The organism is Streptomyces sp. NBC_00104 (assembly GCF_045160825.1).
Lineage (GTDB): Bacteria > Actinomycetota > Actinomycetes > Streptomycetales > Streptomycetaceae > Streptomyces.
Window position 1 is genome coordinate 3139328 of the sequence record NZ_CP108215.1, and the last position, 21357, is coordinate 3160684.

Here is a 21357-nt window from a genome sequence, read left to right on the forward strand (position 1 = left end):
GGGCCGCTCGGCCGCCGTCGGCCCGGGTGCGGTGTCAGCCCCTGGAGGGCCAGGCCGCGTCGGTGTGGTCCGGCTGCTCGCCCACATGGCGGGAGCAGGAGTCGGTGAGGATCTCCAGCAGGGTCAGCGGGTCCGGCAGCGGGTGCTCGGGGCCGCGTACCCAGCGGACGGAGAGGTCGCCGGGGAGCCGGGCCGGCGGGACCAGGACGTAGGACCCGCGGCAGTGCCAGCGCAGCCCCGGATGTTCGTCCATGGTCTCCGGGTGGCAGTCCAGCTCGCAGGGCCACCACTCGTCCTCGTCCTCGGGGGTGCCCCGGGTGAGGGTGAAGAAGAGGAGCCGTCCGTTTTCGGACTCGGACTCGAACTCCGCGACGGGCCCCACCTCGATCCCGGAGGCGAGCAGCCGCTCGACGGCCTCCTGCCCGGCGGCGAGCGGTACGTCCAGCACGTCGTGGACCATTCCGGTGGCGGTGATGAAGTTGGCCTGCGGCTGGTGCCGGGCCCAGCGCTCGATCTGGGTGCGGTCGGTGGTGGACTGCGTCTGCCAGGCGAACGACACCGGGTGCCGGGCGGGGGTGGGACAGCCGACGCGGTCACAGGAGCACCGGTAGCCCGAGGGGTACGCGGCGGGCGCGAGCGGGAGTCCGGCAGCGGCGGCGGCGAGCAGCAGCTCCTCACGGCCGGCGTCGTCGGCGGTCCCGTCGAGCGGGCCGCTGGTACGACGGGCGCGCAGCCACTCGGAGAACCTGCCCTGCCGACCGCTCCGGCCACCGAACGTCGCGCTCATCTATCCCCTCGCCTCGCTGTGGTGCGGACACCATGTGTCCATGGTCCCACCATCCTGCGCCGAGGGTGGCCGGAGCCCACATCCGGGGTAGGTGGGGCGATGCCGGAGTGCGGACAGGAATGGTGGGTCATCACGTGCTTTGACGGGATTTACGGTCCGCTCCCGGGCCCCGCCCGGTCGGCCCCTGGTCGTTTTGGTCACACTCGGGCGGGGAGTTGACGGGGTCAGCGGGGCGCGAGGCCGTGGAGGGCGTAGTCGACGAGTTTGTCCGTGTACTCGTAGGAGATGGGTCCCGTCCGCTGGAGCCAGCGCTGGGCGAGGGGTGAGACGAAGAGTTCGAGGGCGATGCGCGGGTCGAGATCCTGCCTGACCTGGCCCACGTCCTGCGCGGCCTTCAACCGCTGCACGTAGAACTGGAGTTGGGGTTCGAGGAGCTGGGCCACGAACTCCTTCGTGAGCTTTTCGTCGACGACGCCCGCGGCGGCGAGGGCACGGGAGGGCACCTCGAACTTCGGATCGAGGAGTTCGTCGACGGTGGCCCGCAGGACGTACTTGAGGTCGGCCGCGAGGTCGCCGGTGTCCGGGATGGCGTACTCCTCGGGCTCCTGTCCCGGCTCCGCCACCTGCTCGGCGGCCTGTTCCTGCAGATCGAGGAACGCCTCCAGCAGCACCTCCCCCTTCGAGGACCACCACCGGTAGATCGTCTGCTTCCCGACGCCGGCGCGGGCGGCGATGCCCTCGATGGTCGTCTTCTGGTAGCCGACCTCGCCCACGAGGGCGAGGGCGGCGTCGTAGATGGCGCGACGGGACTTCTCGCTGCGCCGGGCGGAATCAGGGGCGGTCTTTTTGGCCATGCCCCGAATTTATCAGGTTGACAAGACGATACGTCTCGCCTGATGGTGGTGAACGTAAGCGAGACGAACCGTATCGTCACATCGAAGGAGACTGTCATGAGCCGAGGCGGAGCGGGAAACATGCTGGGTGTGGGCGGTTCCCGCCGGAACCTGGGCCGCAAGGCCCTGCGCGGCGGCCCGGCGAACGGGCGCGTCGGCGGTGGCCTCGACCCCCAGGCCCAGAAGCGGGAGCTGCTGCGCAAGCTCCAGGAGAAACGCCAGGAAGCCGAGACGGAGACGGAGACGGAGACGGAGACGGGGACGGGGACGGGGACGGGGACGGGGACGGGGACGGGGACGGGGACGGAAGGCACGACCGACCGGACGTCGTGAACCGCGGTGGGGCCGCCCCGCCGGAAGCCCCTTGACGGCGTCCAGCGGGGCGGGCCCGCCCTTCGGACGGGCCGACGCGGGCGGGTGCGGCGACTGCGTCCGGGTAGAGGCGGGCCCTCATCCGGCCAGGTCCAGCGCCCCCACCGTCTGGCTCCCGCTGGTCTCCCCCGTTGTGCGGAAGCCGAGGCCGAGGTAGAAGGCCTCCGGGCCGTCCGGGCCGGGGTGCCAGGTGACGAAGAGCCGGCTGCCGCCACGGCGGCGGATCTCGGCGGCCACGGACTCGACGGCGAAACGGCCGTACCCCCGCCCCTGTTCGCCGGCGGCGATGTTGAGCCGCCAGAGCCCGGAACGGAGGTCGGTGCCCGAGCCGTCGCCCTTCCAGTCGATGTCGAGGAAGGCCATCAGGAAGCCGACCGCGCGATCACCGTCCAGGATGAGCCGGGGCCAGGCGACACCGGGGTGGACATACGCCTCGGCCAGCGACTTCGCGACCGGCTCCACCAGGTGTTCCTGATCGGGGCGGATGCGGACGTCGAGCGCGGCGTCGAGGTTGGCGGGGCTTATCTCGGCGAGGTGCGGGGTGGTGGACATGATCGATGAGATAGCCGGAGGCCACGCGGGTAACGCAAGTGAATTACGGGGCGGGCACGAGGACACCGGTCGGCTGCCCCGTCCACGAACCGGGCGCAGACACGGCGGAATGGGCGGTGATGACCGCCGAGCCTAGGCTGGGTTGCCATGACCGTCCTGATCACGGTGTGCGGAGCGTCTCCCGGAGTGGGCAAGTCGACGCTGTGCGTGGCGCTCTCCCGGTGGCTGTCCGGCACCGGGCTGCGGGTGGACCACTTCCGCGAGGAGGAGATCCTGACCCGGCCGCAGTTCGCCGCGGTCGCCGAGGAATTCCGGGCGACGGGCAGAGTCGGACGGGAGCCGTTGATCACGGCGACGGCACGGTTCGTCGACGCGGTTCGGGCGAACGGCGACGACGTCGTGGTCGCGGACGCCCTCATGCCGTATGTGCCGACATTGCTGGCCATGGGCCACGGCGAGGAGACGATCAACGCGTTCATGACCGAACTCGCGGAGGTGCTCGCACCGGTCTGCCCGGTCATGGTCTACCTCGACGGGAATCCCGAGACCGCCCTGTCCCGCGCCGCCCGGCGGGAAGGTGCGCGGTGGCTGGACCGGTACGTCGGGAAACTCGCCGAGTACGAGGTGAGCCCTCCGGTGACCGATGTCGCGTCGGCGGCGCGGTACCTGCTGCGCGAGCGTGCGGTGACACTCGGCACGGTCGGACGGACGCACTGGGACCTCGTCCTGGTCGAACGAGCCGATGAGCTGCCCCCGGACGAGGTGGCGCGGGTCACGCGACGCGGCTTGGGGCCGTGGCTGCGCAGGGCCGTCACCCACGGATAGGGCGGGTCGCGCGAAGCGGCTCCGGCGGGGAGACGCGCATCGGGCGGGGGCCGCGCCTGTCGTGCGGCATCCCGGCGGGGCGATCCCGGTGCCCGGCGCCCGGCGCCCGGCCTCAGAGCTGGTCGTCGTCCGCGGCCGGGGGCCAGGCGTCGCCCCACTCGGTGTCGCGCGCGGCCTTGTAGAGGAGGCCGTGGCGCTTGGTCACGGTGGTCCGGGTGAGGGCGGGGACGGCGCCACCCTCGGCCTCGCTTGCGGGCTCGGTTGCGGGCTCGCAGAGGTCCAGGAGGACCTGGCCCTTGCGGATCTGGGGCTTGCGGACGACGCGGGAGGGGGCCGGGGCCGGCGGGAAGCGGGTGGCGGCCACGTAGCTGAACTTCTCGTCCTCGTACGGCAGCGAGCCGCCCTTGACCTGGCGGTGCAGGGAGGAACGGCTGACGCGGGCGGAGAAGTGGCACCAGTCCTCGCCGGGGACGATGGGGCAGGCGGCGCTGTGCGGGCAGGGGGCGGCGATGTGGAAACCGGCGCCGACGAGACGGTCGCGGGCCTCGATGACGCGGGCGTAGCCGTCGGGCGTGCCGGGTTCGATGATCACGACCGCCTGGGCGGCGGTCGCGGCGGCCTCCACCACGGCCGCGCGGTCGGCGTCGGTCAGCTCCCCGAGGACGTAGGAGACGGTGACGAGATCAGTGCTCTCGATTTTGAGCGCCGATCCGATACGAGAGCGCTGCCACTGGGCGGCCTTCAGCTCCGGGTTCGCCGCGGCGATCTCCCGCCCGAGCGCCAACGCCGGCTCCGCCCAGTCGAGCACCGTCACCGGCCGCCCGCCCTCCCAGGTCGCGGTCACCGCCCACGTCGCCGCGCCCGTGCCCCCGCCGACATCCACGTGCCCGCCGGGCACCCACCCGGGCACCGCCACCGCGAACGCCTCCAACGCCGCGCACACGGCCTCGAACGTCGCCGGCATCCGGTACGCCGCGTACGCCACCACGTCCGACCGGTCCCTCAACACCGGCGCGTCCGTCGGCGTCTGCCCCCGGTAGTTCGCGATCAGCCGCTCCACCGCCTGCGTGGCCGACTTGGGCGGCAGACCGTCGAGGAGCCCGGCGAGAGCGGTCCGGAGGGTGTCGGCTGAGGAGGCGGGGGCGTTCACGTGCTGATTCTACGAGGGGGCCGGAGCGCGGTGACCGACTCGGCTCCGACCCGGTCCGGGCCGGCCTCACATCCGTCACATCCCCCGCACCGCCCGTGCCACCCGGGTTCCCGCCGTCGCTCGTGCCGGGTTGATCGGGTCGCGGCGGCGGGGATGGACCGCGTTGGTGAGGAGGACGAGGAAGGTGTCCGTCGCCTGGTCGAGGACCAGGGACGTGCCCGTGAAGCCGGTGTGGCCGGCCGCGCCCCGGCCCGCCAACTCCCCCATGAACCAAGGCTGGTCGAGGGCGAAGCCGAGGCCCGGCGGGGTCAGCATGAGTTCGATGAAGTCGGGGCCGAGGATGCGGGCGGGGCCGTAGGAGCCGCCGGCGAGCAGGGTGCGGCAGAAGATCGCCAGGTCCCGGGCGGTGGAGAAGAGGCCCGCGTGGCCGGCCACACCGCCGAGGGACCAGGCGTTCTCGTCGTGGACGTGGCCGCGGATCATGCCCCGGTCCGCCTTCGCCCAGGGCCGGCGTTGGTCCTCCGTCGCCGCCGCGGCCGGGCAGGGGCCGAAGCCCGTGGCCGTCATGCCGAGGGGGTAGGTGATGCCGTCGCGGACGAGGGTGTCCAGGCCACGGCCCGTCAGGCGTTCCAGGACGTGCTGGAGGAGCAGGAGGTTCAGGTCGGAGTAGACGTGCGCCGTGCCGGGAGGAGCCGTCGGGGCCTCCGCGCGGAGCATCGCCAGGCGGGCGGCCGGGGACGGGCAGTCGTACAGCGGGAGTTCGGGGCGGAGCCCGGAGGTGTGGGTGAGGAGGTGGCGGACGGTGAGGCCGTGTTCTGCGGCGCCGGTGAACTCGGGCAGGTACGCCGCCACTTTCGCGTCGATGCCGAGGGTGCCGCGTTCGATTTGCTGGACGGCGGCCACGGCGGTGAAGAGCTTGGTGAGGGAGGCCAGGTCGAAGGGGGTGCGGGGGGTCGCCGGGACGCGGGAGTCCGGCGGGAGTTCCAGGCCCCGGTCGGTGCGTTCGTCGTACGCCTCGTAGCGGACCGCCCAGCCCGCCGCCTCCTCGACGGCGATGACGGGGCCGCGGCCGACGAGGACCACGGCGGCCGGGGCACGGGGCCGGTCCCCTTCCGTCAGCGCGCGCACCTCTCGTACGAGATGGCGCAGTTCCTCGGGGTCGAGTCCGGCCCGTTCCGGAGTGTCCGTGCGCAGTCTCGGCGCGCTCAGCTGTCCTCCCCCATCCTGTCGGCTCCACTGGAGAGGGGGGTACTACCCCCATCCTCCACCGTCGTACGCCTGTTCCAAGGACGGCACAGTGCCACGAAGCAGGCCGCGGCCACCAGTGTCGAGGCCAGTTGGACCACGGCCATGGGGACCGCGGTGTCCTCGCCCGCGACGCCGACCAGGGGGGACGCTATCGCGCCGATGAGGAAGGACGAGGTACCCAGCAGGGCCGACGCGGAACCCGCCGCGTGGCGTACCCGCATCAGGGCGAGCGCCTGGGTGTTGGGGAGGGTGACGCCCATCGCGGACATCAGTACGAAGAGGGCGGCCGCCACCGGGGTCAGGCCGACCTCGCCGAAGACGCCGAGGGACATCAGCAGCAGCGCGGTCGCGGACAGGGCGACGATCGTGAGGCCCACCGCGAACACCTTGTCCAGGCTCACCCGGCCGACCAGGATCTTGCCGTTGATCTGGCCGACGATGACGAGGCCGACGGAGTTGACGCCGAAGAGCAGGCTGAACGTCTGCGGGGAGGCGCCGTAGATCTCCTGGATCACGAACGGGGAGGCGCTGATGTAGGCGAAGAGGGCGGCGAAGGCGAAGCCGCCGGCGAGCACGTAGCCCATGAAGATCCGGTCGGTGAGCAGGCCGCGCATCGCGCCCAGGGTCTCGCCGATGCCGCCGCCGTGGCGGTCGGCCGGGGTGAGCGTCTCGGGGAGCCTCGCCCAGACGACCGCCAGCAGGGCGATGCCGATGGCCGTGAGGACGACGAAGACCCCCCGCCAGTCGGTGACGCGGAGGATCTGGCCGCCGATCAGCGGCGCGACGATCGGGGCCACTCCGGAGATCAGCATCAGGTTCGAGAAGAAGCGGGCCATCGCGTCGCCGTCGTACAGGTCGCGGACCACGGCCCGGGCGATCACGATCCCGGCCGAGCCGGCGAGGCCCTGCACCAGGCGGAAGGCGACGAGGGTCTCGATGGTGGGGGCGAGGGCGCAGAGCGCGGTGGCGACGATGTAGACGGCGAGTCCGAGGAGCAGCGGGCGGCGGCGGCCGAAGCGGTCGCTCATCGGGCCGATCAGGAGCTGGCCGAGCGCCATGCCGGCGAGGCAGGCGGTGAGGGTGAGCTGGACCGTGGTGGCGGGGGTGTGGAGGGAGTTGGTGACCTCCGGCAGGGCCGGGAGGTACATGTCCATCGCGAGGGGCGGGGTGGCGGTGAGCCCGCCGAGGATGAGTGTGACGAGGAGGCCGGTGCGGCGGAGGGCGGTGGGGCTGAGGGTGGTGGGGCTGAGGGTGGTGGGGTTGGTCGGCGATGCTTTCGCCGTCGTCTCTCGCGCCGCTCGCGTCGCTCGCACCGCCTGTGCCGATCGCGTCGGCCGCGGTTCCGCCGCCGCGCCCGGCTTCGCGTGCTCCGGCTCCGCCGCCACCGTGTTCGACTCGGCCGCTGCCGAGCCCGGTATGTGCCCCTCGGGCATGTGCCCCTCCCTCTGCGTTCGGTCCGCCACCTATGCTCTCAGCTCGTACGACGTGGGCGGGGTCACAGTCCCGCCCCAGGGCCGAGGACAGGGGTGGCGATGTCGAACGACGGACGTGTGCGGTGGGGGATCCTGGCGACCGGAGGGATCGCCGCGGCCTTCACGGCCGACCTCGTCGACCTGCCGGACGCCGAGGTCGTGGCGGTGGCCTCGCGGAGCGAGGATTCGGCGAAGGCCTTCGCGGAACGGTTCGGGATACCGAGGGCCTACGGCGACTGGCGCGCGCTCGCCGAGGACGCGGACGTGGACGTGGTCTACGTCGCCACTCCGCACGCGGCGCACCGGGTCGCCGCCGGGATGTGTCTGGAGGCGGGGCGGAACGTGCTGTGCGAGAAGGCGTTCACGCTGAACGCGCGGGAGGCGGAGGAACTGGTCGCGCTGGCGCGGGAGCGCGGGCGGTTCCTGATGGAGGCCATGTGGATGTACTGCAATCCGCTGGTGCGACGGCTCGCCGAGCTGGTGCGGGACGGCGCGATCGGTGAAGTGCGGACCGTGCAGGCCGACTTCGGGCTCGCCGGGCCGTTCCCGCCCTCGCACCGGCTGCGGGATCCGGCGCAGGGCGGGGGCGCGCTGCTCGACCTCGGTGTGTACCCGGTGTCGTTCGCGCAGCTGCTGCTCGGGGAGCCGTCGGACGTCACGGGGAGAGCGGTGCTCTCCGACGAGGGCGTTGATCTCCAGACCGGAGCACTGCTCTCGTGGGAGAGCGGTGCTATCGCTTCGGTGCACTGCTCCATCGTGGGCGGCACGGGCACGTCCGCCTCGGTGACCGGCTCCGAGGGCCGCATCGACATCCCGTCCGGGTTCTTCTTCCCGGACCGGTTCGTCCTGCACCGCGACGGCCGCGACCCGCGGACCTTCAGCGCGGACCCGGCCGACGGCCCCCGCAACAGCATGCGTCACGAGGCCGCCGAGGTCATGCGGGCCCTGCGCGCCGGCGAGACGGAGTCCCCCCTCGTCCCCCTCGACGGCACCCTCGCCGTGATGCGCACCCTGGACGCGATACGGGACCGCGTCGGGGTGCGCTACCCCGGCGAAGAGCGCCTGAACGAAGGTTCGTTCGCGTAGGCGGGGACGCGATACGGGCAGGCCGCGGACAAAACGAAGGTTCGTTCGCGGCCCGCCCCGCCCCAACCCGCCCCGCCCCGCCCCGCCCTCGTCTACGCCGGCGTGAGCCCCGGCTTGCCCGCCTCCACCGCGAAGGACGCCACGGTCGAGATGCCCGCGCCCGTGGTCGTCACGTACGGCACGGCCTTGAAGTCGGCGCGGGCCACCCGGCGGTCGAGCGTGACGGTCGTGTAGCCCCGCCGGCCGTTGTAGAAGCGCATGTGGGGGTTGGCGGTCATGTAGGTGTCCCAGTTGGCCGGCTTGTCGGAGCCGTTGCCGCCGCTGCTGACGGAGGTGGCGACGAGTTCGGTGCCGACCGTGCGCGAGGCGCGGTCGTCGAAGTCGCGTTTGATGTCGAAGGCGTAGCCGACGTGGACGTCGCCGGTCAGGACCATCAGGTTCTCGATGCCGGCGGCCTCCGCGCCGGCGAGGAGGCGTTCGCGGGAGGCCGGGTAGCCGTCCCAGGAGTCCATCGACACCTTGTAGACGTCGCCGACGGCGTTGCGGCGCTGGGAGAAGGTGACCTGCTGCGGGACGACGTTCCAGACCGCGTCGGACCGGTCCCAGCCGTCGAGGAGCCAGCGCTCCTGTGTCGCGCCCGTCATCGTGCGCGCGGGGTCGGCCGACTCCGGGCCGGGGATCTGCCAGCCGTCTCCCTGTGCCTGGTTGGAGCGGTACTGGCGGGTGTCGAGTATGTCGAACTGGGCGAGGCGGCCCCACCGGAAGCGGCGGTAGAGCCTCATGTCGGGTCCGTCGGGGCGCTGCGGGCGGCGCAGCGGCTGGTTCTCCCAGTACGCGCGGTAGGCGGCGGCGCGGCGCAGCAGGAACTCCTCGGAGGGTTCGCCGCCGTCGGGGTTGTCGCCCGCGTAGTTGTTCTCGGTCTCGTGGTCGTCCCAGGTGACGACGAAGGGGTGCGCGGCGTGGGCGGCCCGCTGGTCGGGGTCGGTCTTGTGGAGGGCGTAGCGCAGGCGGTAGTCCTCCAGGGTGACCGTCTCGTGGTTGAAGAGGTCGGGCAGGACGCGGTCGGTGTAGTTGCGGGCGCCGCCGACGGAGTTCACGGCGTACTCGTAGAGGTAGTCCCCGAGGTGGAGGACGACGTCGAGGTCCTCGTCGGCGAGATGCCGGTAGGCGGTGTAGTAGCCCTGGTCGTACCGCTGGCAGGAGACGGCCGCGAAGGAGAGCGCGGTGGAGCCCGTCAGATGGCCGGGTCCGGGGGCGGTGCGGGTGCGGCCGGTCTCGCTGATCCAGGAGCCGGCGCGGAAGCGGTAGTAGTAGACGCGGCCGGGGGCGAGGTGGCCGACCTCGACGTGGACGGTGTGGTGGAACTCGGGGTGGGCGGTGACGGTGCCGCGTCTGACGATCCGTCGGAATCTCTCGTCGTGGGCCAGTTCCCAGTGGACGGCGACGCGTTCGGCGGGCAGCCCGCCGTCGGGCTGGTACGGGGCCGGGGCGAGGCGGGTCCACAGGAGCACGGAGGTGGACAGCGGGTCGCCGGAGGCCACGCCGAGGGTGAAGGGGTCGTCGGTGATCTGCCGCGCGTCGAGCGTGGCGGCGGCCGCGGCACCGGCCGCGGGCAGGTTGGTGGCGAAGGCGAGCGCGGCGGCGGCTCCCGTGCCGGTGAGGAAGCGGCGGCGGTCGAAGTGCCGGGCGGCGGCCCGGAGTTCGGGTGCGTGCGACGAACGGGGCTGCGGCGACTCATGGGCTGCGCGTGTCATCTGGCCTTCCCCTGAAGGTAGTTGTGCTTGGCATTGGAGTGGCCAGATTCAACGATCTTCTGTCACGTACACAACACCCAGATGGCGGACGGATGAGTTCCGGATGGTGGGCCCCACCTGCGCGACCGAGCGCGGACCCTCCCCTACGCTGCGAGCCCATGAAGGCCAAAGAAACCAAGATCGCGATCGTGACGGGCGCGGGCTCCGGCATCGGGCGGGCCGTGGCCGTGGAACTGCTGCGCACCGGCTGGTCCGTGGCGCTGGCGGGCCGCCGCGAGGACAAGCTCGCCGAGAGCGCGGCCGAGGCCGGCACCACGACCGAGGCGGGCCCGGCCCACGCCGACGCCGGGGCCCCGCAGGCGCTGTGCGTCCGTACGGACGTCTCGCGGCCCGGGGACGTGGACGCGCTCCTCGCCGCCGTGCGCGACCGGTTCGGGCGGCTGGACCTGCTGTTCAACAACGCGGGTACGTTCGGTCCGGGCGGGGTGCCGGTGGAGGAGCTGGACTACGCGGCCTGGCGGCACGTCGTGGACACCAACCTCAACGGAGCGTTCCTGTGCGCGCAGGCGGCGTACCGGCAGATGAAGGAGCAGGACCCGCAGGGCGGCCGGATCATCAACAACGGCTCCATCTCCGCGCACACGCCCCGCCCGCACTCCGTCGCCTACACGGCGACCAAGCACGCGCTGACCGGCCTCACCAAGTCACTCTCCCTGGACGGCCGGCCGTACGGCATCGCGGTCGGCCAGATCGACATCGGCAACGCGGCGACGGACATGACCGAGCGCATGGCGAACGGGGTCCTGCAGGCGAACGGGCAACTCGTGCCCGAACCGGTGATGGATGTGACCGATGTGGCGCGGACCGTGCGACACATGGCGGAGTTGCCGCTGGAGGCGAACGTGCAGTTCGCGACGGTGATGGCGACGACGATGCCGTACGTCGGGCGGGGCTGAGCCACTGGAGGGAGCGGCCGGGCCCGCCCGGCCCGCGCCCACCAGGCCCGGACGACACTCGTCCATGGCTCAACTTACACAAACGGAAAGTTCCACTCCGGTCCATTCGAGCACGTGGCAGGCATATGCTCAGGGCTCGCCTCCACGAGAGCTTCACACTTGGAGGCGGCGGCTTCCGTGGCCAACCCGAGGGGGGTGGTGGGCAGCCGTTCCGTGCTCCGGAAGGGGGCGGACCTCGCGTGGGACCGCGGGGTAAGCACCGGAGCGCGGAACGGCCGCCCACCGTACTTTTCTTCTCCGGGCGGTAGCCAAGCGGGATTTCCTGGCAATAGCCCATGAACGGCTCAGGAATACGCTGTCTCAGCGAAATCCGATGCCGGGCCCCGATTTCTCAGGCCGTGCACATTCCTTGCTCAGCACCCCTCAAAGGTTCCTCCCTAGCTTGTGACCGCGCCCGGCGTGGACCTCGCCGCCGTCAGCGAGGCCAGACTGACCCGGCTGCGCGCCGAGAAGATCGGCATCATCTTCCAGGCGTTCAACCTCATCCCGACGCTGACCGCGCAGGAGAACGTCGAGACCGCGCTCGTCCCGCTCGGCGTGAAGCCGGCCGAGCGGCGCGAGCGGGCCGCCGAGGCGCTGCGCTCGGTGGGCCTCGGCGAGCGCCTCACCCACGCCCCGTCCGAACTGTCCGGCGGTCAGCAGCAGCGCGTCGCCATCGCCCGCGCGCTGGTCAAGCGGCCGAAGGTGCTCCTCGCCGACGAACCCACCGGCAACCTCGACGAGGGCACCCGCGACGAGATCATGGCCCTGCTGGAGGGTCCGTGGCGCGAGCAGGGCCTCACCTTCGTCCTGGTCACGCACGACTCCTCGATCGCCCGGCGGGCGCCCCGACTCGCCACGATCAAGGCGGGCCGGCTGACGCTCACGGAGCAGAAGCAGGAACAGGAACCGCAGCCGCGAGAGCAGGAGGAGTACGCGAGCTGAGCCCCCCCCCCTCAGCGGCTGTCGTACGGGCCGTTCACCGCCCCAGGATCCGGTCAATCTCGGCCACCTGGTCCGCGGTGAGCGGCCCCTTCGCGAGGGCGCCCGCGTTCTCCTCGGCCTGGGCGACCGAGCGGAAGCCGGGGATGGGCACGGTCCGCGGGCTGCGGGCCCAGATCCAGGCGAGGGCGCCCTGCGCGAGCGTACGGCCCCCGCTGGTGAGGATCTCGCGCAGCGCCTCGACCCGGCCGAGCCACTCCGGGTCGGCACCGGAGTCGGCCGTGAAGCCCGGCAGCCAGGCGGGCGGGGTGCTGCGGATGTCCCCGGCCTCCAGGGCGCGCCCGGGGGTGTGCTTGCCGGTGAGCAGGCCCATGGCGAGGGGGCTGCGGTTGATGCTCGCCAGGCCGGACCCCTCGCACAGCGCGAGCAGTTCGGGCGCGTCCTGCAGGATGTTCAGCCGGTGCTGCACGGCCGCGCAGTGCGGCCCCTCGGCGAACACGGCGGCGCGGTCCGGGTCGTCGGTGCTCCACGCGTACGCCCGGATCAGGCCCTGCCGTACGAACTCCTCGCAGGTGTCGCGGAGTTCGGCCGCGCGCTCGGGGTCGGCGTCGGAGAGGTGCAGCTGGTACAGGTCGACGTGGTCGGTGCCGAGGCGGTCGAGGGAGGCGGTGAGGGCGCGGCGGGCGTGCGCCGGGGTGTCGTCCTGGCCGGTGAGGGTGCGGGTGGCCTCGTCGAAGACGTTGCCCCACTTGGTGGCCACGACGACGTCCGCGCGGCGCTTGCCGAGGGCGCGGCCGAGGACGCGCTCGCTGTGCCCGGTGCCGTACGCGTCGGCCGTGTCGAAGAAGGTGACACCGAGGTCGAGGGCGCGGTGGACCGCCCGTACGGACTCCTCGTCGTCCACCTTCCCCCAGCCGAGCGGCTGCCCGTCGGCGGCCTGCCACTCGCCGCCGATCGCCCAGCAGCCGAATCCGAGGGCGCTGACCTGGATACCGCTGCGGCCGAGGGGCCTGGTGTACGGGGTGTACGGGTGCGTGTCCGTGCCCGTGTGCGTGTGCGTGTGCGGGTGCGTCTCCATGACCCTGGACGGTAGGAGTTGGAGCGCACACGAAGGCAAGGGCCTGGGCCCGACGAGAGGTGACGAGGTGTGAACAGACGGGCGGAGGCGCTACGCCTGGCCCGTCTCGAACCGGCTGATCCTGCCGTCCTCCGACACCGTGAAGCGCCAGGCGGTGCGCATCTCGCCCCAGGTGTCGTTGCGGTAGTTGGCGACCAGCGCACGGCCGCCGGCGGTCTCGCGCTGGACCTCCAGGTGGCCGTGGGAGGAGAAGATCTCCCGGTCGGTCCAGTCCGCGAGGTCACGGTCGGAGCCGTCGTCCGACATGGTCGCGTCGTCCGTGAGGAGCGCGAAGAACGCGTCCTGGTCGTGGGAGTTCACCGCGGCGACGAAGGCCCTCACGGCCGGGTCGCTGAGCTTGGCGGGTGCGATCGTCATGGCGGCCAGCCTCACACCGTTCACGGAGGTACGCCACCGCAGACGCGCGGCGGATTCGGGGCCACCCGAACGGCGGCCGGGGCGGGCCGGGCAGGTGTGATCGGTGCGACGGTGGATACGCGGGAGGGGACCGACGCACGGGCTGCCCGGGAGTGATCATGACCTCATTCGACCGACGCGATCTGGGACTGCTGCTGCTCCGGCTGGGCGCGGGTGGTGTGCTCGCCGCGCACGGCACCCAGAAGCTGTTCGGCTGGTTCGGCGGAGGCGGACTGGAGGGGACCGGCGCGTTCATGGAATCCGTCGGGTACACGCCCGGCAGGGCGAGCGCCACCGCGGCCGGGCTGGCCGAGACGGGCGGCGGTGCCCTGCTCGCCCTCGGGCTCGCGACGCCCGCGGCCGGTGCCGCCGCGGCGGGCGCGATGGGCGGCGCGGCCGCGGTCCACGCGCCGAACGGCTTCTTCAACGCCGAGGGCGGCTACGAGTACGCCGCGACCCTGGGCCTGGCCGCCGCGGGCCTCGCGGTCACCGGTCCCGGCCGGCTCTCCCTCGACCACGCGTTCCGCCATGTCTTCGACCGGGGCTGGATGGTCCCGGTGGCGCTCGCCGGTACGGCCGCGGTCACCGCGGCGGTCGTGGGCACGCGGTACCAGCGGGTGCGCAAGGAGAAGGAGGGCGAGCAGGAGGCGTTGTTCGAGGAGTGACCGTCCCTCTCGTGCTCTTTCGTTGACTGACCGTCTCTCTCGTGCTCTTTCGTCGAGTGACCGTTTCTCTCGTGCTCTTTCGTCGAGTGACCGTCTCTTTCGAGGAGTGCCTGTCGCTGTCGTAGGGGCGTGGCAGGCTGCGCCTCATGAGTGATCAGCACGCCGAACCCGCCGCCTCCGACTCCCCCGACGGCCTCTGGCAGTCCGTCTCCCTGCTGCACGCCTGGCTGGAGGCGGACCAGCCGCACGGCGGCCGAGAGGGCCTGCTGCTGCGGATGTTGAAGCTCCAGGAGGAGGTCGGCGAGGTCGCGCAGGCGGTGATCGGCGCGACCGGCCAGAACCCGCGCAAGGGCACCACCCACACCTGGGACGACGTCCGGTCGGAGCTGTGCGACGTGGTCATCACGGCCCTGGTCGCCCTGCGCACCCTCACCCCGGACGCCCGCGCGGTCTTCGCGGCCCATCTGGACCGGGTCACCGAACGCTCGCTGGGCTCCCGCCGTGGCTGACAACGCGTTCTGGATCGCCGCGCTCACCGCCGGTACGGCCGTGGTCGCGAGCTGGGTGACGAGCAGGGGGACCGCGCGGGCCGCGCGGATACAGGCGGACACGACGGCGAGCGCGCAGCGGGTGGAACGGCTGCGGGAGGCCCGGCGGACGGCGTACGCGGAGTTCATGGAGCAGGCGCAGCGGCTGAACGACGTGCACTGGAAGGTGTCCGACGTGGTCCGGGGCGCCGCGGGCGGGCTCGGGCCGGAGCAGGTCGAGGAGCTGCGGCGGTTGCGCGAGCGGCAGCGGGACGAGTACGCCACGCTGCGGAACCTCACCTGGGTCGTCTCGCTGGAAGGACCCGACGAGGTCGCCGAACTCGCCAACACCGTCAGGCGGGCGACGAGCCCCTTCCACAAGGCGATCGAGGCGATGATCGAGGGCGACACCGGTGCCGTCGCTCGCTTCGACGCCTGCTACGCGCCGTTCTGGCAGGCGCTGAGGGAGTTCATCAAGGCCTCCCGAGACACCCTGCACTCCATGTAGACCGGCATCCGGGTAAAGCGACCTCCGGTCATACCCCGGCCCTACACCGGTCATCCCCCGGGGTGACCCGGCGGTCGTGTCGTACTGCGTTCCGAGTAGCCGCGATTGTCGGCAGCCGCACGACGACGGGAGGGGCCTCGGAAAGGGAGCCTGGGCAGGCATCCGAGACTTCTGACGTGGAGACCTGCGACCCATGGCAACCTTCCTTCATCGGCTGGGCCGGCTGGCCTTCCGCAAACGCTGGTACGTCATCCTGGTGTGGGTGGCGGTACTGGGCGCCGTCGGTATCGGCGCCCTCAAGGCCCCCGGAGCCTCCGACGAGGAGTTCTCCATGCCGGGCATCGAGTCCCAGAAGGCGTTCGACCTGCTGGAACAGCGCTTCCCCGGTGTGACGGCGGACGGCGCCACCGCCCGGGTCGTGTTCGTCGCGCCGAGCGGTGAGAAGGTCACCGCCACCGAGAACAAGAAGGCCGTCGAGGACACCGTGGCCGATCTGGCCGCCGGCTCGCAGGTCGCGAGCGCCGTCGACCCGTTCCAGGCCCGGGCGGTGAGCGAGGACGGCTCGACGGCGTACGCGACCGTCACCTACGAGGTCGCCGCGACCGACCTCACCGACGCCGCCAGGACCCACCTGGAGGACGCGCTCCACGCGGCCCGGGACGCCGGGCTGACCGTCGAGGCCGGCGGCGACGCGGTCGCCGGACAGTCCGGCGCGGGCGGGATGGCCGAGGTGATCGGCGTCGCCATCGCCGCCGTCGTCCTGCTCGTCACCTTCGGCTCGCTGGCCGCGGCCGGGCTGCCGCTGCTGACCGCGCTCGTCGGCGTCGGCTTCAGCATGGCCTCGATCCTCGCCCTGTCGGACGCCTTCGGCCTGTCCACCACGACCGGCACCCTCGCGATGATGCTGGGCCTCGCGGTCGGCATCGACTACGCCCTGTTCGTCGTCTCCCGCTATCGGGAGGAACGCGCCAACGGCCGTTCGCCCGAGGAGGCGACCGCCCTCGCCACCGGCACGGCCGGATCGGCGGTCGTCTTCGCCGGGCTCACCGTCGTCATCGCGCTGGCCGGACTGTCCGTGGTCGGCATCCCGATGCTGACGAAGATGGGGCTGGCCGCCGCGGGCGCGGTCGTCGTCGCCGTACTGATCGCGCTGACCCTGGTCCCGGCCGTCCTCGGCTGCTGGCCGAACGCCGTACTGACCCGGAAGGCGCGCAGGAGCGGCCGTGTGGAGGGGAGCGGCGAGAACAACGGGGGCACCCGCTGGTCCCGGTTCGTGCTGCGCCGCCCCGTACCCGTGCTGGTCCTCGGCGTCATCGGCCTGGGCGCGCTCGCGGTGCCGATGACCGGCCTCCAGCTGGGCATGCCCGGGGACGAGGCCAAGCCGACCTCCACCACCGAACGCCGCGCCTACGACGCGCTCGCCGAGGGCTTCGGGCCCGGCTTCAACGGGCCGCTGACGATCGTGGTGGACGCCAAGGGCGTCGACGACGCGAAGGGCGCCGCGGCGACGGTCGCGAAGGAGATCGGCGCCACCGAGGGGATCGTGTCCGTCTCTCCCGCCCGCTTCAACGAGGCCGGCGACACCGCCGTCTTCTCCGCCGTGCCCGCCACCGCGCCGACCGACGAGAAGACCAAGGACCTGGTGACCGTCATCCGGGACGAGCGTCCCGGCATCGAGTCCGGGACGGGGGCCACGTTCGAGGTCACCGGCTCCACCGCGCTGAACATCGACATCTCCGGCAAGGTGCAGTCCGCGCTGGTCCCCTATCTGCTGGTCGTGGTCGGCCTGGCCGTCATCCTCCTGATGGTCGTCTTCCGCTCCCTGCTCGTCCCGCTCAAGGCGGCCGCCGGCTTCCTGCTGTCGGTGCTCGCGTCGCTCGGCGTGGTCGTCCTGGTCTTCCAGCAGGGCCACGGCGCGGAACTCCTGGGCGTGGAACAGACCGGCCCGATCATGAGCCTGATGCCGATCTTCCTGGTGGGCATCGTCTTCGGCCTGGCCATGGACTACGAGGTGTTCCTCGTGTCCCGGATGCGGGAGGCGTACGTCCACGGCGACCGGGCCGACGAGGCCATCACCAGCGGATTCAGGCACAGCGCCCGAGTGGTCGTGGCCGCCGCCCTGATCATGATCGCGGTGTTCGCCGGGTTCATCGGCGAGAGCGACTCCATGATCAAGATGATCGGGTTCGGGCTGGCCTCGGCGGTCCTGTTCGACGCGTTCGTCGTCCGCATGGCGATCGTGCCCGCCGTCCTCGCCCTGCTCGGCGACAAGGCGTGGTGGCTGCCGAAGTGGCTGGACCGGATACTGCCCCACGTCGATGTGGAGGGTGAGGCGCTCACCCGCCGCGCCGACGACACGGAGCCGGCCCCGGCCGACACGGCGGAGCTGGAAGTGACGCGCATCTGATCCGCCCGCCCACCCCCACCGGGGGCCGTCCGTGGCCAAGGACACGGACGGCTCTCGGGGCGTTCGCACCCGAAGTCGACCACCATGGTCCCCAGCCCCACCGACCGGAGTCCCTGATGAGCGTCAGCCCGGATCGGCGTTACGCCGATCGCCTGGAGGATTTCTCGGACCGCCATCCGTTCCTCGTCGACCTGGTGCTGGCCATGACGCTGATGGGCTGCGCGACGCTCGGCAGCGTGCTCACCCTGCCCGGCGCCGAGCCGCCGGACCAGGACAAGGTCGGCGTCGCCCTCATGGGCGTGTCCTGTCTCGTCCTGCTCAAGCACCGCACGCACCCGCGCACCGCCCTCGTGGCGACCGCGATCTGCACGATCGTCGCGGTCGCGCTGGGCTATCTGCTCACCCCCCTGCTGCTGGCACCGATCATGGCGGCCCTGTACTGGCTGGCCACACTCACCGACCGGAAGACCAGCCGCGCCTACGGCCTCACCATCATCGCGGTGATGACGCTCGCGGCCGTGTTCGCCGAGTCCATGGACCACCTCTCGCTGCTCCTCAGGACGATCGGACCCGTCCTCTGGCTGCTCCTGCCCCTCGCCCTGGGCCGGGCCACCCGGATCCGGCGGGCCTACCTGAAGTCGGTGCAGGCCCGCGCCGAGCACGCGGAGCGCACCCGGGAGGAGGAGGCCCGCCTGCGGGTCACCGAGGAGCGGATGCGCATCGCCCGCGATCTGCACGACGTCGTCGCCCACCATCTGGCCCTCGCCAACGCCCAGGCGGGCACCGCCGCGCACCTCACCCGCACCGACCCCGAGCAGGCCCACCGGATCCTCACCGACCTGACCGCCACCACGTCGTCGGCGCTGCGCGAGCTGAAGTCCACCGTCGGTGTGCTGCGCCGGCCCGACGATCCCGAGGCACCGCTCGCTCCCACCCCCGGGCTCGACCGGCTCCCGGACCTGATGGCCGCGTGCGGGTCCGCCGGCCTCACCGTCAGCGTCACCACGGAGGGTCCCCCCGGCCACCTCGACCCCGGCGTGGACCTGACCGCGTACCGGATCGTGCAGGAAGCCCTCACCAACGTCAGCAAGCACGCCGCCGTGGACGCGGCGCGCATCCGCCTCGCGTACGCCGACGCCCACCTGACGATCACGGTCACCGACGACGGCGGCGACGCCCCGCCCCGTCGGGCCTGCGCCCCGGAATCCGGCCGGGGTTTCGGCCTCATCGGCATGCGCGAGCGCGCCCAGTCCGTCGGCGGCTCCCTGAGCGCCGGCCGGCGTCCCGAAGGCGGCTTCGAGGTCACCACCGACCTCCCGCTGCGCCCCCGCGCCCGCACCCCCGAACCGGACGCGGAACCGACCCCAGACCTGCGGAAGTAGAACAGCACCATGACCCTTCGTGTCCTGCTCGCCGACGACCAGGCCCTCCTGCGGGCCACCTTCCGGATCCTCATCGACTCCTGCGCGGACATGGAGGTCGTCGCCGAGGCCACCGACGGCCGGGAGGCGGTCGACCTCGTCCGCGTCCACCGCCCCGACGTGGTCCTCATGGACATCCGTATGCCCGGCACCGACGGGCTCACCGCCACGGCCGTGATCTGCGCCGACGAGGAGCTGGCCGATGTCCGCGTACTGATCCTCACGACGTTCGAGATCGACGAGTACGTGGCCCAGGCGCTGCGTTCCGGCGCCAGCGGCTTCCTCGGCAAGGACGTCACCGCCGACGTGCTCCTCGACGGCATCCGCACGGTGGCCGCCGGCGACACCCTCCTCTCCCCCGCCGCCACCCGTACCCTCATCACCCGTTTCCTCGCCACCCCCGCCCCGGGCAACCACCTCGCCGTCCCCGACCGGCTGAGCACCCTCACCACCCGCGAACGCGAGGTCATGTCCCTCGCCGCCGAGGGCCGTTCCAACGACGAGATCGCGGAGAAGCTGTACGTCAGCCCGCTGACGGTTCGGACCCATGTGCACCGGGCGATGACGAAGCTGGGGGCCAGGGACAGGGCTCAGCTGGTGGTGATGGCGTACCAGTCGGGGTTGGTCCAGGTCATGCCTCAGGAGTAGGGCACCGGAGAACGCACCTGCGCGCCGCCTCCAGGGCGACGCGCAGGTGACCTCGTGAACAGCCGGACTTCCTTGGAGCTACTCCTCGGACCTACTCCTTGGACCTACTCCTTGTAGAAGGTCGCGTCCTGCCGGTCGAGGGTCGTGCTGACCGGCTGGGTGTAGAGCAGGTTGTTGTAGTGGCGGATGTAGCGGCCGGGGAAGTTGTACGACTCGTACGAGACGCCGGCCGCGGTGTCGGCGAGGCCCGCCCGCTGGTGGAAGGAGGCGTCGGCGTCGAACAGGGCCGTGCCGTCGTCCTTCTCCACCCACAGTTCGTTGTTCTTGTGGCGGAGGTAGTAGCCGGGGAAGTTCGCCGACTCCAGCGAGACCGTGCCGCTGCCCGTCAGGCCGGTGACGACGCGGAACTGCGAGTCCGCGAGGTTGGTGACGTTGGCCTCCAGCTTCGCGCGGTACTCCCAGTGCCGGATGAACTTGTCCGGGTAGTTGTACGAGGAGAGACGGACCGGGGTCGCGCCGTCGGCGACGGGGATGCCGAAGTTGGGTGTGCCGTCGGCGTTCCAGTACAGCTTCTGGTAGCGGGTGCGGCGGTTGGGGTCGTTGAGCGGGTCGCCGTTGATGTCCTTGTAGTTGCGGTCGTGGTAGACGAGGATGTCGGACTTTCCGTCCTCGGAGGTGGTGAACGTGTTGTGGCCGGGGCCGTACTGGCCGGTGGCCGCGTTGCTGGTGAAGACCGGTGTGGGCGTCTTGGTCCAGGAGGCCGCGTTCATCAGGTCGGCGGAGGCGGAGGCGGTCAGCAGGCCGAGGCAGTAGTTGGCGTCGGTGGCGGCGGCCGAGAAGGTCATGAAGACCTTGCCGTTCCGCTGGATGACCGCCGGGCCCTCGTTGACGGTCTGGTTGACCTTCTCCCAGGCGTTGGTGGGCCGGGAGATCATGACCGGACTGCCGCTGATCGTCCAGGGGTTGGACATCTTGGCCAGGTAGATGTTGGTGCCGGCGCCGACCGCCGGGTCGTTCTGCGCCCAGCTCAGGTAGCGGGTGCTGCCGACGGTGAAGGTCGTCGCGTCCAGCGAGAAGGTGTCGAGCGGCAGGGAGATGCGGCCCTTCTCGGTCCAGGTGCCGGTGATCGGGTTGGCGGCGCTGGTCTCCAGGACGTACGGGCGGATCTTCCAGATGTCGTTGGAGGAGCCGGCCGTGAAGTAGATGTACCACTTGCCGTCGATGAAGTGGATCTCCGGCGCCCAGATGTGGGCGCCCATCTCACCGCTGGCGTGCTTGGTCCAGATGGTGGTCTCCGTGGCCGTGGCGAGGCCCTGGAGGGTGGTGGCCCGGCGCATCACGATCTTGTCGTACGCCGGGACGGTGGCCGTGAAGTAGTAGTAGCCGTCGGTGTGCTTGAAGATGTGCGGGTCGGCGCGCTGCTCGGCTATCGGGTTGGTGAAGGTGACGGCGGGGGACGCGGGGGCGGCGGCCTGGGCCGGGGTGGTCACCGTGGTGAGCACCGCGAGCGCGGCGGCTGCGGCCACCAGGGCCCGTCTGACGAGTCGTCTCATGTGTGGGTGCGGCCCTTC

The 21357-nt window shown here is 71.8% G+C and carries 20 protein-coding genes and 1 pseudogene; 11 read left to right on the forward strand and 10 right to left on the reverse strand.

The genetic code is table 11. From position 1 onward, the window contains the following. Window positions 1-34: 34 nt before the first annotated feature. Entirely contained in the window at window positions 35-787 is a 753-nt protein-coding gene (locus OG272_RS13610; protein ID WP_327730062.1) for a bifunctional DNA primase/polymerase, read from the reverse strand. A 224-nt stretch (window positions 788-1011) separates the two neighbouring features. After that, on the reverse strand, window positions 1012-1641 hold the full coding sequence (locus tag OG272_RS13615) for a TetR/AcrR family transcriptional regulator (RefSeq protein ID WP_326583252.1): 630 nt from the start codon (window positions 1639-1641) through the stop codon (window positions 1012-1014). Window positions 1642-1737: 96 nt separating this feature from the next. Here OG272_RS13615 and OG272_RS13620 point away from each other — a divergent pair, with 96 nt between their 5' ends. Continuing rightward, on the forward strand, window positions 1738-2013 hold the full coding sequence (locus tag OG272_RS13620; RefSeq protein ID WP_405893426.1) for a DUF6243 family protein: 276 nt from the start codon (window positions 1738-1740) through the stop codon (window positions 2011-2013). Window positions 2014-2130: 117 nt separating this feature from the next. On the opposite strand, the gene OG272_RS13625 is transcribed toward OG272_RS13620, so the two are convergent. Beyond that, the gene (locus OG272_RS13625) at window positions 2131-2604 is read right to left on the reverse strand and encodes a GNAT family N-acetyltransferase (protein ID WP_326583250.1); all 474 of its coding nucleotides are present in this window, start codon (window positions 2602-2604) and stop codon (window positions 2131-2133) included. A gap of 147 nt (window positions 2605-2751) precedes the next feature. On the opposite strand from OG272_RS13625, the gene OG272_RS13630 reads away from it, so the two are divergent. Next, window positions 2752-3429 carry a hypothetical protein gene (locus OG272_RS13630; protein WP_327730059.1) on the forward strand — a complete coding sequence of 226 codons (678 nt, stop codon included), beginning with the start codon at window positions 2752-2754 and terminating at the stop codon, window positions 3427-3429. A 112-nt stretch (window positions 3430-3541) separates the two neighbouring features. Here the strand turns inward: OG272_RS13630 and OG272_RS13635 are convergent, their stop codons facing one another. From OG272_RS13635 to OG272_RS13645, 3 genes are all read right to left on the reverse strand, one after another. After that, the gene (locus tag OG272_RS13635; RefSeq protein ID WP_328222847.1) at window positions 3542-4579 is read right to left on the reverse strand and encodes a small ribosomal subunit Rsm22 family protein; all 1038 of its coding nucleotides are present in this window, start codon (window positions 4577-4579) and stop codon (window positions 3542-3544) included. Window positions 4580-4654: 75 nt separating this feature from the next. Next, the gene (locus OG272_RS13640; RefSeq protein WP_326583246.1) at window positions 4655-5707 is read right to left on the reverse strand and encodes a serine hydrolase domain-containing protein; all 1053 of its coding nucleotides are present in this window, start codon (window positions 5705-5707) and stop codon (window positions 4655-4657) included. Between the two features lie 77 nt (window positions 5708-5784). After that, window positions 5785-7260 carry a multidrug effflux MFS transporter gene (locus OG272_RS13645; RefSeq protein WP_405893429.1) on the reverse strand — a complete coding sequence of 492 codons (1476 nt, stop codon included), beginning with the start codon at window positions 7258-7260 and terminating at the stop codon, window positions 5785-5787. A 99-nt stretch (window positions 7261-7359) separates the two neighbouring features. Here OG272_RS13645 and OG272_RS13650 point away from each other — a divergent pair, with 99 nt between their 5' ends. Then, a complete protein-coding gene (locus OG272_RS13650; RefSeq protein ID WP_327730055.1) occupies window positions 7360-8385 on the forward strand; it encodes a Gfo/Idh/MocA family oxidoreductase in 1026 nt (341 codons plus the stop codon). 92 nt (window positions 8386-8477) lie between these two features. Here the strand turns inward: OG272_RS13650 and OG272_RS13655 are convergent, their stop codons facing one another. Further along, window positions 8478-10139 (reverse strand): alkaline phosphatase D family protein, encoded by a 1662-nt coding sequence (locus OG272_RS13655; RefSeq protein ID WP_405893431.1) that lies wholly within the window; start codon window positions 10137-10139, stop codon window positions 8478-8480. Between the two features lie 158 nt (window positions 10140-10297). Between OG272_RS13655 and OG272_RS13660 the strand changes: the two genes are divergently transcribed. Both OG272_RS13660 and OG272_RS13665 read left to right on the forward strand, forming a co-directional pair. Then, window positions 10298-11095, forward strand: coding sequence for an SDR family oxidoreductase (locus OG272_RS13660; protein WP_327730053.1), 798 nt, complete (start codon window positions 10298-10300; stop codon window positions 11093-11095). A 444-nt stretch (window positions 11096-11539) separates the two neighbouring features. Next, window positions 11540-12079 (forward strand): annotated as a pseudogene (locus tag OG272_RS13665) (ABC transporter ATP-binding protein); the annotation flags it as partial. 34 nt (window positions 12080-12113) lie between these two features. On the opposite strand, the gene OG272_RS13670 reads toward OG272_RS13665, so the two are convergent. Together OG272_RS13670 and OG272_RS13675 are read right to left on the reverse strand one after the other, a co-directional pair. Then, complete coding sequence (locus tag OG272_RS13670) at window positions 12114-13154, reverse strand: aldo/keto reductase (protein ID WP_405893434.1); 1041 nt, start codon at window positions 13152-13154, stop codon at window positions 12114-12116. A gap of 90 nt (window positions 13155-13244) precedes the next feature. Then, the gene (locus OG272_RS13675) at window positions 13245-13571 is read right to left on the reverse strand and encodes a nuclear transport factor 2 family protein (RefSeq protein WP_326583240.1); all 327 of its coding nucleotides are present in this window, start codon (window positions 13569-13571) and stop codon (window positions 13245-13247) included. A gap of 158 nt (window positions 13572-13729) precedes the next feature. Here OG272_RS13675 and OG272_RS13680 point away from each other — a divergent pair, with 158 nt between their 5' ends. The 6 genes from OG272_RS13680 (at window position 13730) to OG272_RS13705 (ending at window position 19786) form a co-directional block, all read left to right on the forward strand. Then, window positions 13730-14275: a DoxX family membrane protein gene (locus OG272_RS13680; RefSeq protein WP_327730047.1), complete on the forward strand. Its 546-nt coding sequence runs from the start codon at window positions 13730-13732 to the stop codon at window positions 14273-14275. Window positions 14276-14421: 146 nt separating this feature from the next. Further along, the gene (locus OG272_RS13685) at window positions 14422-14784 is read left to right on the forward strand and encodes a MazG-like family protein (protein ID WP_326583238.1); all 363 of its coding nucleotides are present in this window, start codon (window positions 14422-14424) and stop codon (window positions 14782-14784) included. Beyond that, window positions 14777-15310, forward strand: a complete 534-nt coding sequence (locus tag OG272_RS13690; protein ID WP_327730045.1) for a hypothetical protein — start codon at window positions 14777-14779, stop codon at window positions 15308-15310. The genes OG272_RS13685 and OG272_RS13690 overlap by 8 nt, the downstream gene beginning before the upstream one ends. Before the next feature lie 193 nt (window positions 15311-15503). Next, a complete protein-coding gene (locus OG272_RS13695; protein ID WP_328222854.1) occupies window positions 15504-17717 on the forward strand; it encodes an MMPL family transporter in 2214 nt (737 codons plus the stop codon). A 116-nt stretch (window positions 17718-17833) separates the two neighbouring features. Continuing rightward, complete coding sequence (locus OG272_RS13700; protein ID WP_326583235.1) at window positions 17834-19099, forward strand: sensor histidine kinase; 1266 nt, start codon at window positions 17834-17836, stop codon at window positions 19097-19099. 9 nt (window positions 19100-19108) lie between these two features. Continuing rightward, complete coding sequence (locus OG272_RS13705; protein ID WP_328222855.1) at window positions 19109-19786, forward strand: response regulator transcription factor; 678 nt, start codon at window positions 19109-19111, stop codon at window positions 19784-19786. Between the two features lie 104 nt (window positions 19787-19890). Here the strand turns inward: OG272_RS13705 and OG272_RS13710 are convergent, their stop codons facing one another. Next, window positions 19891-21339, reverse strand: a complete 1449-nt coding sequence (locus tag OG272_RS13710) for a family 43 glycosylhydrolase (protein WP_326583233.1) — start codon at window positions 21337-21339, stop codon at window positions 19891-19893. Window positions 21340-21357: the final 18 nt, after the last annotated feature.

Excerpts from the sequence above, each read along its gene's own strand:
- OG272_RS13705 (WP_328222855.1), top strand. The coding sequence starts at position 19,109 with ATGACCCTTCGTGTCCTGCTCGCCGACGACCAGGCCCTCCTGCGGGCC.
- OG272_RS13710 (WP_326583233.1), bottom strand. The coding sequence starts at position 21,339 with ATGAGACGACTCGTCAGACGGGCCCTGGTGGCCGCAGCCGCCGCGCTC.
- OG272_RS13625 (WP_326583250.1), bottom strand. The coding sequence starts at position 2,604 with ATGTCCACCACCCCGCACCTCGCCGAGATAAGCCCCGCCAACCTCGAC.
- OG272_RS13645 (WP_405893429.1), bottom strand. The coding sequence starts at position 7,260 with ATGCCCGAGGGGCACATACCGGGCTCGGCAGCGGCCGAGTCGAACACG.
- OG272_RS13620 (WP_405893426.1), top strand. The coding sequence starts at position 1,738 with ATGAGCCGAGGCGGAGCGGGAAACATGCTGGGTGTGGGCGGTTCCCGC.
- OG272_RS13630 (WP_327730059.1), top strand. The coding sequence starts at position 2,752 with ATGACCGTCCTGATCACGGTGTGCGGAGCGTCTCCCGGAGTGGGCAAG.
- OG272_RS13610 (WP_327730062.1), bottom strand. The coding sequence starts at position 787 with ATGAGCGCGACGTTCGGTGGCCGGAGCGGTCGGCAGGGCAGGTTCTCC.
- OG272_RS13680 (WP_327730047.1), top strand. The coding sequence starts at position 13,730 with ATGACCTCATTCGACCGACGCGATCTGGGACTGCTGCTGCTCCGGCTG.
- OG272_RS13660 (WP_327730053.1), top strand. The coding sequence starts at position 10,298 with ATGAAGGCCAAAGAAACCAAGATCGCGATCGTGACGGGCGCGGGCTCC.
- OG272_RS13615 (WP_326583252.1), bottom strand. The coding sequence starts at position 1,641 with ATGGCCAAAAAGACCGCCCCTGATTCCGCCCGGCGCAGCGAGAAGTCC.
- OG272_RS13700 (WP_326583235.1), top strand. The coding sequence starts at position 17,834 with ATGAGCGTCAGCCCGGATCGGCGTTACGCCGATCGCCTGGAGGATTTC.
- OG272_RS13655 (WP_405893431.1), bottom strand. The coding sequence starts at position 10,139 with ATGACACGCGCAGCCCATGAGTCGCCGCAGCCCCGTTCGTCGCACGCA.
- OG272_RS13670 (WP_405893434.1), bottom strand. The coding sequence starts at position 13,154 with ATGGAGACGCACCCGCACACGCACACGCACACGGGCACGGACACGCAC.
- OG272_RS13675 (WP_326583240.1), bottom strand. The coding sequence starts at position 13,571 with ATGACGATCGCACCCGCCAAGCTCAGCGACCCGGCCGTGAGGGCCTTC.
- OG272_RS13650 (WP_327730055.1), top strand. The coding sequence starts at position 7,360 with ATGTCGAACGACGGACGTGTGCGGTGGGGGATCCTGGCGACCGGAGGG.
- OG272_RS13685 (WP_326583238.1), top strand. The coding sequence starts at position 14,422 with ATGAGTGATCAGCACGCCGAACCCGCCGCCTCCGACTCCCCCGACGGC.
- OG272_RS13695 (WP_328222854.1), top strand. The coding sequence starts at position 15,504 with ATGGCAACCTTCCTTCATCGGCTGGGCCGGCTGGCCTTCCGCAAACGC.